The 12,758-nt window shown below is 45.4% G+C and carries 10 protein-coding genes, 1 tRNA gene and 2 rRNA genes; 10 read left to right on the plus strand and 3 right to left on the minus strand.

All coding sequences use genetic code 11. The annotated features are described in order from the left end of the window. Positions 1 to 118: ribosomal RNA gene (locus ABXR35_RS23645) — 23S ribosomal RNA — on the plus strand; the annotation flags it as partial. A 62-nt stretch (positions 119 to 180) separates the two neighbouring features. Further along, a 5S ribosomal RNA gene (rrf, locus tag ABXR35_RS23650) occupies positions 181 to 297 on the plus strand. Between the two features lie 389 nt (positions 298 to 686). Here the strand turns inward: rrf and ABXR35_RS23655 are convergent. After that, complete coding sequence (locus tag ABXR35_RS23655) at positions 687 to 1,166, minus strand: stalk domain-containing protein (protein WP_367064530.1); 480 nt, start codon at positions 1,164 to 1,166, stop codon at positions 687 to 689. Between the two features lie 784 nt (positions 1,167 to 1,950). On the opposite strand from ABXR35_RS23655, the gene guaB reads away from it, so the two are divergent. From guaB to ABXR35_RS23695, 8 genes are all read left to right on the plus strand, one after another. Then, positions 1,951 to 3,408 (plus strand): IMP dehydrogenase, encoded by a 1,458-nt coding sequence (gene guaB / locus ABXR35_RS23660; RefSeq protein WP_367064532.1) that lies wholly within the window; start codon positions 1,951 to 1,953, stop codon positions 3,406 to 3,408. 423 nt (positions 3,409 to 3,831) lie between these two features. After that, the gene (locus ABXR35_RS23665) at positions 3,832 to 5,172 is read left to right on the plus strand and encodes a D-alanyl-D-alanine carboxypeptidase family protein (protein ID WP_367064575.1); all 1,341 of its coding nucleotides are present in this window, start codon (positions 3,832 to 3,834) and stop codon (positions 5,170 to 5,172) included. Positions 5,173 to 5,516: 344 nt separating this feature from the next. After that, positions 5,517 to 6,398 (plus strand): pyridoxal 5'-phosphate synthase lyase subunit PdxS, encoded by an 882-nt coding sequence (pdxS, locus tag ABXR35_RS23670; RefSeq protein WP_367064533.1) that lies wholly within the window; start codon positions 5,517 to 5,519, stop codon positions 6,396 to 6,398. Between the two features lie 17 nt (positions 6,399 to 6,415). Then, positions 6,416 to 7,000, plus strand: a complete 585-nt coding sequence (gene pdxT / locus ABXR35_RS23675) for a pyridoxal 5'-phosphate synthase glutaminase subunit PdxT (RefSeq protein WP_367064535.1) — start codon at positions 6,416 to 6,418, stop codon at positions 6,998 to 7,000. Positions 7,001 to 7,262: 262 nt separating this feature from the next. Further along, entirely contained in the window at positions 7,263 to 8,549 is a 1,287-nt protein-coding gene (serS, locus tag ABXR35_RS23680) for a serine--tRNA ligase (RefSeq protein ID WP_367064537.1), read from the plus strand. Between the two features lie 79 nt (positions 8,550 to 8,628). Next, positions 8,629 to 8,717 (plus strand) — tRNA-Ser (locus ABXR35_RS23685). Between the two features lie 261 nt (positions 8,718 to 8,978). Continuing rightward, entirely contained in the window at positions 8,979 to 9,881 is a 903-nt protein-coding gene (locus ABXR35_RS23690) for a YitT family protein (protein WP_367064539.1), read from the plus strand. Positions 9,882 to 10,162: 281 nt separating this feature from the next. Further along, positions 10,163 to 11,236 carry a hypothetical protein gene (locus ABXR35_RS23695; RefSeq protein WP_367064541.1) on the plus strand — a complete coding sequence of 358 codons (1,074 nt, stop codon included), beginning with the start codon at positions 10,163 to 10,165 and terminating at the stop codon, positions 11,234 to 11,236. A 347-nt stretch (positions 11,237 to 11,583) separates the two neighbouring features. Here ABXR35_RS23695 and ABXR35_RS23700 read toward each other — a convergent pair whose 3' ends face one another. Beyond that, positions 11,584 to 12,144, minus strand: a complete 561-nt coding sequence (locus ABXR35_RS23700; protein ID WP_367064543.1) for a GNAT family N-acetyltransferase — start codon at positions 12,142 to 12,144, stop codon at positions 11,584 to 11,586. A 42-nt stretch (positions 12,145 to 12,186) separates the two neighbouring features. Next, on the minus strand, positions 12,187 to 12,687 hold the full coding sequence (tadA, locus tag ABXR35_RS23705) for a tRNA adenosine(34) deaminase TadA (protein WP_367064576.1): 501 nt from the start codon (positions 12,685 to 12,687) through the stop codon (positions 12,187 to 12,189). Positions 12,688 to 12,758: the final 71 nt, after the last annotated feature.

Consider the following 12,758-nt stretch of genomic DNA (forward strand, 5'->3'; position numbering starts at 1 on the left):
CAAGATGAGATTTCCCAGTATGTAAGACCCCTTGAAGACGACGAGGTTGATAGGTTGGGGGTGGAAGTGCAGCAATGCATGGAGCTGACCAATACTAATCGGTCGAGGGCTTATCCAAGATTCTAAATGCGCGATGTATTCGTTTCGGATTCAGTTTTCAGGTGATGAACAACCTGCACGTTTGGTGATGATGGCGGAGGGGTTCCACACGTACCCATCCCGAACACGACCGTTAAGCCCTCCAGCGCCGATGGTACTTGGACCGCAGGGTCCTGGGAGAGTAGGACGTTGCCAAGCGAAACGTAAGACTAGAAAAGAGACGTTACCCATGAGGTAGCGTCTCTTTTTGTATATTCTAGTCTCTTATTTGATACTTAAAGTAATATAGCAAACAAAACAAGTAAAACCGACTAATATTCGTTATTAAACGAAGGATCAGTCGGTTTTACTAAATTACTTTAGTATTGAGACCATCGAATCAGTGCCATATACTTACACAGTATGGATGCCAGTAATGACTTCTTGTGGGTATAAGCAGTGATATACCAAACATTTGGACTATCGATTGATATAACTTTTGTAATAGATGATCTTTTGTATTTAATTTCAAGTCTCTAATATCTAGTTTCAAGTAGGTCGTTTTAAGCGTATCGTTTTACATAGATATTTAAATTATTTTATAATCATCATTTAGTGCTGGTGTCTGTGTACGTATTGCTAGTGGCACTAGTTGATGCTGATGTGTCGTCACCGATGGCGGAGCTATCTGTCGAAGGATCATACGATGTGTCAGTACTACTGATGCCGGTACTATCGGAGCTTGAGCTGCTTGTAGGATCACTTGCTCCACTGCTGTTTGTTCCATATGTGCTGCCAGTTGCGGTTGTGAATTGGATAGTGCCACTTGTCGAATTATATTTTACATCTGCACCAAGCAGATCGGCTGTTGCGCGTACAGGAAGATACGTAGTGCCCTCATAAGTCAGTGGTGTAACTTTGGTACCGTCTGCTGATTTGAGCGTTGCTGCACTACCATCAACCTCAACTTTCACCTGATCATTTAAATAAGCGGTGACCTTTTCCAAATTTGTGGCGGCTAGTGCACCTGTACCTGTTCCTACCAGTAAAGCAGATCCAATCAACAAAGAAGTAATTCCTTTTTTCATTATTAATCTCCTTTCGATGTGTAAGATGGTTTGACTACCATGATAACCATTCTGGTTTGATTTATCCACTTTTTCTGACAAAAAAATGGGAATTTTTTGGTTGTTAAATGGCTTACGTGTAGACGCAGCAAGGGATGAGAAGAGGCGGGATTTTAGGATTTTTTTCTGCTATCTTGATTGATTTGTACAATCATTTGTATAGTTTATGGTATGTCTAGGAAGTGTGATGGTGGTTGTGTTGGGTGGGTATTAGAGTGATGGATACAGGTGGTTGTAAACAGGTAGGTAAGTGATTATTTAATCTAGAAATTGAATAATCATACATATAGGTTTATCATTATGCGATTGCTTGTTATTTTGCGTTGTTTACATAGACGTTTTACAAAATATGCTGGAAGAGTCGAATCATAGCCGTTAAATAGAATAAAAGTGCTTTTTATTCTCCTTTTGTCCTTATGGAGAGGACAGTCGTATGCTGTGGAAAGGCAAAGTTTGGTTGTTCCGATTCCTTTAAATGATTATGGTGTAACGTTCTTGACAGCGTATAACCCCTTTGCTAAGATGGCAATAATATATTTTCAGAAACTAATTTTCAGGGTTATTTTGCCTTGAATATCGGGGCTTTTAATACAATCATTTGCTTATAAATATTCGCTTTTGAGAAGATGCCGTGAGTGTCGGAAATGATCGGATGGCAGTTTGATTTTTCCCGTTTGGGACAGCGGATTGAAACGGATTATTTTGTAAGCCAGATTTCAAAACAGATTAAGGGAGGAACATCTTCGTGTGGGAAACAAAGTTTGCTAAAGAGGGACTGACATTTGACGATGTACTGTTGGTGCCGCGTAAATCCGAAGTATTGCCTAAGGAAGTAGATGTATCAGCTGTATTGAGCAACAATGTGAAGCTGAATGTACCTTTGATCAGTGCGGGTATGGATACTGTGACAGAAGCTGCAATGGCAATCGCTATGGCTCGTGAGGGCGGCGTTGGTATTATTCATAAAAATATGCCACTGGAGCAGCAAGCAGAAGAGGTTGATCGTGTAAAACGTTCCGAAAGTGGCGTTATTACAAACCCATTCTCACTGACTCCAGACAAAATGGTTTCCGATGCAGAAGCGGTTATGGCGAAATATCGCATCTCTGGTGTACCTGTAGTTGATGAAGACCACAAGCTGGTGGGTATCATCACGAACCGCGATCTGCGCTTCATCCATGACTTTAACATTCCAATTAGTGATGTGATGACTAGCGAAAATCTGGTGACTGCTCCTGTAGGTACAACCCTGCAAGAAGCAGAAGGTATTTTGCAAAAGCATAAAATCGAGAAGCTGCCACTGGTAGACGATAACAATATCCTCAAAGGTCTGATTACGATCAAGGATATTGAAAAAGCGATCCAATTCCCGAACGCAGCCAAAGACCCACAAGGTCGTCTGCTCGTTGGTGCTGCTATCGGTGTATCTCAGGATTCGTTTGCACGCGCAGAAGCACTGGTAAATGCAGGTGTCGATCTGCTTGTTGTCGATTCCGCTCACGGTCATCATATCAATATTTTGGATGCTGTTCGTAAACTGCGCAGCATGTTCCCAGAGCTGACAATCATCGCAGGTAACGTAGCTACTGGTGAAGCTACACGCGATCTGATTCAAGCGGGTGCTTCTATCGTTAAAGTCGGTATCGGTCCAGGCTCCATCTGTACCACCCGCGTTATCGCTGGTATCGGTGTACCACAAATCACTGCTATCTACGATTGCGCGACTGTAGCACGCGAATATGGTGTACCGATCATCGCTGATGGCGGTATCAAATATTCTGGCGAAATCACGAAGGCTCTGGCAGCAGGCGCATCTGCGGTTATGCTGGGCAGTATGTTTGCTGGTACGGAAGAAAGCCCGGGCGAATCGGAGATCTATCAAGGTCGTCGTTTCAAAGTATATCGCGGTATGGGTTCTATGGCTGCCATGAAACAAGGCAGTAAAGACCGTTACTTCCAAGACGATGACAAAAAACTCGTTCCAGAAGGTATCGAAGGTCGCGTAGCTTACAAAGGACCTCTGTCCGAAACTGTACACCAGCTGATCGGTGGTCTGCGTTCCGGTATGGGTTACTGTGGTACAGGCAGCCTTGAGGAACTGCGCAATGATACTCAATTTATCCGTATCACTGGTGCTGGTCTGCGTGAGAGCCATCCACATGATATTCAAATTACAAAAGAAGCGCCTAACTACTCGCTGTAAGTAGGTTGCTATCGTATTAGGTAATGAATCATTACCGTAAATGTATACTCTGATCGTGTACCATCATGTTCCACATGTAACAATGGATAGGGATCGTGAATGATACACAGCCATTCGACGATAATCATTCCCATCTATCCAATTGGTGTCCGGTTGGTAGGTAATTTGCGGTTGACGTTTAGACAAGCCTGTGATTTTGCGCAGGCTTGTCTTTTTTTGCATGTCACCATGTGCTAAAATGAGAAAGTCATTGTAATATCAGGCTTTTTTCGCATTCGTTTTGAACTACATAATGCCGCGTATTGCATGAAATAACATAAGTGAAGACTTGAGGGGAGCATTAATACATTGGAACGCAAGTGGTTAACGCAAAAAGGAAAGAAGTCGAAACGTCAACTTATTAAGAAAAGTGTAGCATCGCTGATGCTTGTAAATATGCTTTGTTTATGCACGATTATTCCAACCGCAGCTATGGCTGCATCTTCCAGTAACTCCAGCAGCACATCCACTGATCAAAAGTCGACTGAAGCGACATCGTCCAGTAGTACAACGATTCCGTCTGTTGATTCGCTCGGTTTGCAAGTGAAATCGGCGATTCTGATTGAAGCTTCTACCGGTAAAGTTCTGCTGTCCGTAAACAGCGATGAAGCACTGCCACCAGCAAGTATGTCCAAAATGATGACGGAGTATCTTGTTTCTGATGCTGTAAAACAAGGCAAGATCAAATGGGACGATCAGGTAACTGTATCTGCCAATGCTGCCGCGCAAATTGGTTCTCGCGTATTCTTGGCAGAGGGCGACAAGCATACTGTGCTGGATCTGTACAAAGCGATGGCAATCGGCTCCGCTAACGATGCGACGGTTGCATTAGCAGAATATCTAGCAGGTAGTGAACAAGATTTTGTGAAGCTGATGAATGCCAAAGCAAAAGAGTTCGGTATGAAAACAGCTCATTTTGCTAATGCAACGGGTTTGAATATTGCGGATATGCCACAAGCCACTCGTCCAGATTCCGATCAAGAAACGATTATGTCGGCTGCAGATACAGCGATTTTGGCACGTCATATCGTTATCGATCATCCTGACTTTAATGAAGTAACAAGTATCCCATCATTCAAGTTCCGTTCTACGGACAAAGACCCTGTCGTTAACTGGAACTGGATGTTAGAATCCAATTCGTCTATTACCAACTTCAAAGCGTATGCTTATCCAGGTTTGGATGGCTTGAAAACAGGACATACTAATGCAGCAGGTCAATGCTTTACTGGTACGGCTGAACGTAATGGTATGCGTCTAATTAGTGTGGTTATGGGTACCTCAAGTGATAAAGAACGTTTCATTCAAACGAAAAAAGTCCTAGACTACGGATTTGATCATTTTGAAGTGAAACAAATTGTTGGCGCGAAATCGGCAGTATCGGGTCTGGCTAGTATTCCGGTTGTGAAAGGTACAGAAACAGAAGTGCCGGTTGTAACTGAATCTGCTGTAAATGTAGTCGTTCCAAAAGGTACAAAACCACAAAATGTAACGTACACCGTTGCTCAATCTGACGAAACAGCACGTACCGCTCCAATCGAAGCAGGCAAAGCGCTGGGTACAATCACGTATACGTACAAAAATGACAGCATCCCACAGGATCAGGTTACGACTGTGAATCTGATTGCTTCTGAGCCAGTAGAAAAAGGGAGCTGGTTGCGTATGTTCTTCCGTTCCATCGGTGATCTATTCGGCGATCTGTTTAGCTCCGTTAAAAATATGTTCTAAGTAGAGCGATTGGGATAAAACGATTGAGATAACGCTCCCTTTTATTAAGGTGAGCCTTACACATACCATAGTAAAGGGTATGTCTCAAACGTATCCATTCGTGTATCTTCATCTTCATCATGTGCCGCTAGGCTTAGCTTGGCGGTCATACTGTTATATATGCGAATATTCTATTGTATAATGCATAGGTGTCATGTAAAATTATGAGTTAGATTCTGTCCTCTGTTTGCTTTGAAAATAGGGCAACAGCGGCATATTGGGCCGGGAACAGAACCACATTTTACAGTAATCTCCATCATCACGGAAATCAGGGGATTTACCGAAAGAATTCAGGAGGCATGGACATGGAAACTGGTACATCGAGAGTCAAAAGAGGTATGGCGGAAATGCAAAAAGGCGGCGTCATCATGGACGTCATGAACGCAGAGCAGGCGAAAGTAGCTGAAGCAGCTGGTGCAACAGCAGTTATGGCTCTGGAGCGCGTGCCTTCTGATATTCGTGCAGCAGGCGGCGTAGCCCGTATGGCTGACCCGACGATTGTTGAGGAAGTTATGAAAGTTGTCTCCATCCCAGTTATGGCAAAAGCCCGTATCGGTCACTATGTAGAAGCAAAAGTACTGGAATCCCTTGGTGTAGACTATCTGGATGAAAGTGAAGTATTGACACCTGCGGATGAAGTTTTCCATATCAATAAAAATGAATTTACTGTACCGTTCGTATGCGGCGCCAAAGATCTGGGCGAAGCACTGCGTCGGATCGGTGAAGGCGCAGCAATGATCCGTACCAAAGGCGAGCCAGGAACAGGTAATATCGTCGAAGCGGTACGTCATATGCGTCTGATTAACAGCCAAATTCGCAAAGTACAAAGCATGTCCACGGACGAGCTGTATGCGGAAGCGAAAATTCTGGGTGTATCGTACGAGTTGCTGCTGGGCGTACACGAAAATGGTAAATTGCCAGTTGTTAACTTTGCAGCAGGCGGTGTAGCTACACCTGCGGATGCAGCGCTGATGATGCATCTTGGCGCAGATGGCGTATTTGTAGGCTCTGGTATTTTCAAATCCGAAAGCCCAGAGAAATTCGCACGTGCAATCGTAGAAGCGACAACGCACTATACAGATTACAAACTCATTGCTGAAGTATCCAAAAATCTGGGTGCGCCAATGAAAGGTATTGAAATCTCCAAATTGACTGCGGACGAGCGTATGCAGGACCGCGGCTGGTAAGAAAGAAGGATACATTCATGAAGATCGGTGTACTGGCACTGCAAGGTGCCGTAGCAGAGCATATTCGCAGTTTGAAGCTTGCTGGAGCAGAAGCGGTAAGTGTCAAACGGGTCGACGAGCTGGCGGAACTGGATGGACTGGTGATTCCTGGTGGCGAGAGCACGACGATCGGCAAGCTGATGCGCAAGTACGATTTTATCGATGCGCTGCAACAGTTTTCTGCTCAAGGCAAGCCATTATTCGGTACATGTGCTGGTCTGATCGTGCTGGCAGAGCGTATCGCTGGACAGGAAGATGCACATCTGTCGCTGATGGATATGACGGTATGCCGCAACGCATTCGGACGGCAAAAGGAAAGCTTTGAAACTGATCTGGATGTGAAGGGTATTGATGAGCCGATTCGTGCTGTCTTTATCCGAGCGCCTTTGATTGAACAGGTGGGCGAAGGTGTAGATGTGCTGTCGATGTACAAGGACGAGATCGTAACAGCGCGTCAAGGGCATCTGCTGGCTTGTTCGTTTCATCCAGAGCTGACGGACGATTACCGACTGCATCAGTATTTTGTGGATATGGTTAAGGAATCGCTGGCAGCGCGGGCGTAGGATAGCGTGTATCGCATGAGCTTGTCTGTTCAACCGTGATAGTAATGATGGAAATATAGACCTTAACTCTTGGCAGCTTCCGTAAGCGAGCGTATTCTCTTTCGGAGTGCGGCAAGTTCTCGCTTGCCTGGTACAGCACCTGGCTTGACGAAAGGGAATGATTCGTTTGGATTGATGGACGAATCGTTTCCTTTCATCGGCTGGTCTGTCGGCGAAGAAGAGAACCGGGAGTTAAGGTTATTTTTATGAGGAGGGGTTCTATATGTTGGATGTCAAAATCTTGCGTAATGATTATGAGCGTGTAGCCCAAGCATTGGAAAATCGCAACAAATCTCTGGATTTGATCGCTGCTTTCCCTGAGCTGGATGCGAAACGTCGCGAACTGCTGCAAGAAACAGAGCAGCTAAAAAATCGCCGTAATACCGTATCGGGTGAAGTGGCACAGCGCAAAAAGAACAAGGAAGATGCAGAGGAACTGATTCTGGAGATGCGTCAGGTATCTGACCGTATCAAAGCACTGGATGAGGAAATCCGTACGCTGGAAACCGAGATTGATGCGCTGACACTGGCGATTCCGAATCTGCCAGACAGCAGTGTACCGATTGGTGCTTCCGAAGAAGATAACGTAGAGATTCGTCGCAATGGCGAACCGCGTGAATTCTCCTTTACACCAAAGGCACACTGGGATATTGCACAGGAGCTGGGTATTCTAGACTTTGAAGCGGGTGCCAAAGTAACGGGTTCACGCTTTACCTTTTATAAAGGGCTGGGTGCACGCCTGGAGCGCGCACTGATCAACTTTATGATGGATGTACACAGTGGCGATCATGGATATGAAGAAATTCTGCCTCCATATATCGTAAACCGTGACAGTCTAGTGGGTACAGGTCAATTGCCGAAGTTTGAAGAAGATCTGTTCAAGCTGACGGATACCGATTATTACCTGATCCCAACCGCAGAAGTACCAGTTACCAACTATCATCGTGAAGAGATTCTGTCGAAGGAAGATCTGCCGAAGCACTATGTAGCGTATAGCTCTTGCTTCCGTTCCGAAGCGGGCGCTGCGGGTCGCGATACACGCGGTCTGATCCGTCAGCATCAATTCAATAAGGTTGAACTGATCAAAGTGGTTGAGCCGGAAACGTCCTACGAAGAGCTGGAGAAAATGACAGCCAATGCAGAGCGCATTTTGCAGCTGCTGGGTCTGCCGTACCGTGTTCTGGCACTGTGCACAGGCGATATGGGCTTCAGCGCGGCGAAAACGTATGATCTGGAAGTATGGCTGCCTGAAAGCGATATGTACCGTGAGATCTCGTCTTGCTCCAATGTGGAGGATTTCCAAGCGCGTCGTGCTAGCATCCGTTACCGCAAAGATAACAAGAGCAAGCCAGAGTTTGTGCATACACTGAATGGTTCTGGTCTGGCAGTAGGTCGTACAGTAGCTGCGATTCTGGAAAATTATCAGCAGGAAGATGGCAGTGTGATTGTGCCGGAAGCGCTGCGTCCGTATATGCGCGGAGTTGAGGTTATCAGCAAACTGCAAAAATAAATATTGTGCTGCTATAGCATGTGTGATATATTAATTATGTTGTGCAATATTCAACCGAATATTGTATAACATAATGTTTGGAGAGGTACCGAAGCGGTCATAACGGGGCGGTCTTGAAAACCGTTAGGGGGCAACTCCACGTGGGTTCGAATCCCACCCTCTCCGCCATATATCGTCTATCCAAGTCGTTCCGAAAGGGACGGCTTTTTTGTTATATTCATATATGTCTTGTTACATCTATATATGTCTATCGTAAAGTATCTCTGTATTCCAATACGTTCCTATCGAAGAAAATTGGCTGTTGGATCGGTTTGTTATAGGAGACGAAGGTAATTTATGTAATAATAATAATATAAATATATTGCTGATTGACAAAAAATTGTCACCTTTTTGGAAGTTGCCACGTACATAAGAAAAGGAGGCCATGCCATGGCATTGCACCAACCTCCCGATTTGGCCGCATTCACTCCGGTGGAGCACGGCAAACGTTCTCTGCGAAGCACGCTCGTCCGTACGATGTTGATCGTTCTTGGTGCTGTTCTGGTGGCGATCGCACTGGAGCTGTTCCTTGTACCGAACAATGTAACGGATGGCGGTATTACAGGGATTTCGATCATTATGTCCTTCTTGACTGGCTGGAAGCTCGGGATTTTTCTGTTTCTGATCAATATTCCGTTTCTCGTGATTGGATACAAGCAGATCGGCAAAACCTTTGCGCTGTCCACGTTGCTGGGCATTTCCGTTATGTCGGTCGGTACCCTGCTGCTGCATCCGGTCGCTGCCTTTGTGAATGAAACGGTACTGGCTGTTGTATTCGGCGGTATGTTTCTCGGACTAGGCACTGGGCTAGTGCTACGTTCTGGCGGTTCACTGGATGGAACGGAGATTATTGCGATTTTGCTATCGCGACGTAGTATTTTCTCCGTAGGTGAGATTGTCATGATCATCAATGTATTTATTTTGACCGGCGCAGGCTTTGTATTTGGCTGGGATCGGGCGATGTATTCGATTATCGCGTATTATATCGCCACCAAGGTTATCGACATTACCATCGATGGTCTGGATCAGTCCAAATCGGTCTGGATTATCAGCGACCGTATTCATGATATCGGAGACGCGATTATCAGTCGGTTGGGACGAACTGTTACTTATTTATCCGGGGAAGGCGGATTTTCCGGTGAAGACAAGAAAGTGATCTTTTGCGTCATTACACGCCTCGAAGAAGCCAAGCTCAAGGAAATTGTGAATCACTTTGACGAAAATGCCTTTATGGCGGTCGGCAATATTCACGATGTCAAAGGTGGACGCTTCAGAAAACGGGATATTCACTAAACGGACCCGTGTACATGTGCTACGCATCGAACAACAGCAAGACATATCTGCATGTATGTGCAAAAGCAGGACAGAACGATTAGCAATACGATCAGATTCATTCCTCTTTGGTAGAATGAGCAGGTCAAATTAACCCGCAATGTTAAGAAATTATAACTAATTTTGGATGCGTCATTTAAAATATTGCCAAAATGGGTTATCATGGATGCGGAGTTTATTTTTCTTGCTTGATTTCACTACTATTGAACATTACACGCTTTGACACAGAAAGGGGTAACACAATGAACAAGAAGATGACCGGGAGCCTACTGGCACTGTTGCTGGTATTCACCCTCACACTGGTTGGCTGTACAAAAACAGCAGAACCAAAAGAAGCGGTAAAAGCAGCGACAGCAAATGCTGCTAAAATGACTTCCTACACCATGACAAGTCAGTTCAAGATCAATGATCTGGCAATCACTTCGGCTGATGGCGCAGCATCGTCCGAAAGCGCGCAAATCGCCAACACGCTGAAAAATGCAGAATTCACACTGAACGGTGTGTATCAAGCAGACCCAATGCAAACAGAAATGACAATGAACCTGAAACTGGCTGGCGGCTCCATGAACTTTGAAGTGCCGATCGTGCTGACACAGGAAACCATGTATGTTAAAATCCCGCAAATCCCGATGCTGCCACTGTCGCAAAACGTAGTTGGCAAATTCCTGAAGCTGGATCTCAAAGAACTGGCGCAAATGCAAGGTGAAGAGTACACACCAATTAGCGCAGACACTAGCCAAAAGCTGGCACAAGAGCTGTCCGGTGCTATCTTGGATAAATACGACCAAGCAAAATACTTCAAAGACATCAAACCTGCTGATGCTGGCCTGCCAGATGGTGTAGATGCGAAGCAAGTGGTGCAATTTGCTGTAACGAATGACAATGCTAAAGAAGCAGTAACGATCTTTGTAAAACAAGCGCTGCCTGCAGTGCTGGATGTACTGTCCAAAGAAGAATATCGTTCTGCTCTGAACCTGACGCAAGAAGATATTGACCAAGCGAAAAAGGATATTCAATCTCAAGATTCGCAAAGTGAATTCTCCAAAACAGTGAACGAGCTGGATAAATACCTGACGCTGAACCAATTCAATATCAACACAGCGATCAACGATAAAGACTTCCCTGTGTATCAAAAAATGGTGATGGATGCGGTATTCTCTGATCCAGATACAAAACAAAATGTGAAGCTGGCACTTGAAGGAAGCGGTCAGTATTCCAAAATCAACGAAAAACAAACCTTTGCGATTGGTATCCCGGCTGATGCTGACGTAATCACACTGCAAGAGCTGCAACAAGAAATGGGATCGTCGTACTAAGTAGTCGGATAGGATCAAGACGGTAGCGACAAGTAACCGTTCCTGTCCTGTAAAGGTAATCGGTATTCGTAGATGTTCAATCATTCAATCGTAGCTTGAATCCGCATAAGCAAGATAACTCATATCATAGAAGACCCTATCCTGCGTGGTGATGTACCACGTTAGGAGCAAGTAGATTGTACAAGTAGCTTCAATCACAAAAGCAAACGTAGCATAAACAAACAACCCTCGTCACGACACCATATGGTGCAGACGAGGGTTGTTTGTTTATGAACGGTGTTTGTATCCGCTAGGATGACGTTATAACATTGCTTACCTATTCCTATATCACCATCACTATGGATGGATCACGTCAGAAAATCGTCGACCAGAAGGGAATACATCTGATGATCTTCCCATTGACCGTTAATCTTAACCAGCTTACGAGCGATACCTTCCTTCTGAAAGCCGCATTTCTCTAATACGCGCTGAGACGCTGTATTATAGGGAATGATTCCCGCCTGAATACGATGTAGACCGAGCGAACGAAAGGCATACTCTAGCACCAGCCGCACACCGGCTGTCATATATCCATTCCCTTTGTAAGCAGAGCCGAGGGAGTAGCCCAGATCGGCGAATTGGCCAACACCGCGTACAAGATGGCTGACTGAGATCGTACCAATCAGTACGTCGTCCTCTTCACGAAACATACCGAACAAATACCCACGATCCTCGGCAGCCTCCTGCTTGCGACGATAGATCAGATCCAGCTGACTGGCAAACGTGAAAAAGTCGTCGGGATACTGCGGTTCATACTGCTGGTTCTCTTCCCGACTAGATAACCGCAGCTGTAGTAGCTGCTCTGCATCATCCGGCTGTAATAGACGGACATATATGCCCCGCTCTTGGTTATGCAATTGCATGTGCATATGTGTGCCTCCCTACTATGAACATTATGAGGAATTCGTTTCTTATTCTGACTCTGCTTGACGTTCTAAACGTGCTTGCTTGAGCTTCACTCGCAACCCTCGGAAAAAGTCAGTAAGCAGTGCTGCACATTCTTCCTGCATAATGCCATCCATTATCTCAGTCCGATGATTAAAGCGCGGCTCTTGCAGCAGATTCATCAATGTGCCGGCACAGCCCGCCTTAGGATCGGTAGTGCCGTAAACGACTGTGGGTACACGACTTTGCACGATAGCGCCTGCACACATGGGGCAAGGCTCCAATGTGACGTATAAGGTGCAGTCGAGCAAGCGCCATGAGCCGAGTCGTTCGCTAGCTTCACGAATGGCGATAATCTCGGCATGGGCGGTGGCATCATGCGTCGTTTCACGCAGATTATATCCTCGCCCAATAATTTCGTTATCTTTAACGATGACGGCACCGATCGGGACCTCGCCCAGCACTTCGGCTTTGCGTGCTTCCTCAATCGCCTCTTTCATCCAGTGCTGATGTTGAATGATGGAAATGATAAACCCTTCTTTCTATTGTGGATACGTATGGCACTTGTCCATCGAACAAATATTCGTTGTTAACAGCT

The sequence above is a fragment of the Paenibacillus sp. JQZ6Y-1 genome (assembly GCF_040719145.1).
Classification (GTDB): domain Bacteria; phylum Bacillota; class Bacilli; order Paenibacillales; family Paenibacillaceae; genus Saccharibacillus; species Saccharibacillus kandeliae.

Coding starts and splice junctions, on each gene's coding strand:
- ABXR35_RS23655 (WP_367064530.1), bottom strand. CDS start 1,166: ATGAAAAAAGGAATTACTTCTTTGTTGATTGGATCTGCTTTACTGGTA.
- ABXR35_RS23665 (WP_367064575.1), top strand. CDS start 3,832: ATGCTTGTAAATATGCTTTGTTTATGCACGATTATTCCAACCGCAGCT.
- pdxS (WP_367064533.1), top strand. CDS start 5,517: ATGGAAACTGGTACATCGAGAGTCAAAAGAGGTATGGCGGAAATGCAA.
- pdxT (WP_367064535.1), top strand. CDS start 6,416: ATGAAGATCGGTGTACTGGCACTGCAAGGTGCCGTAGCAGAGCATATT.
- serS (WP_367064537.1), top strand. CDS start 7,263: ATGTTGGATGTCAAAATCTTGCGTAATGATTATGAGCGTGTAGCCCAA.
- ABXR35_RS23690 (WP_367064539.1), top strand. CDS start 8,979: ATGGCATTGCACCAACCTCCCGATTTGGCCGCATTCACTCCGGTGGAG.
- ABXR35_RS23695 (WP_367064541.1), top strand. CDS start 10,163: ATGAACAAGAAGATGACCGGGAGCCTACTGGCACTGTTGCTGGTATTC.
- ABXR35_RS23700 (WP_367064543.1), bottom strand. CDS start 12,144: ATGCACATGCAATTGCATAACCAAGAGCGGGGCATATATGTCCGTCTA.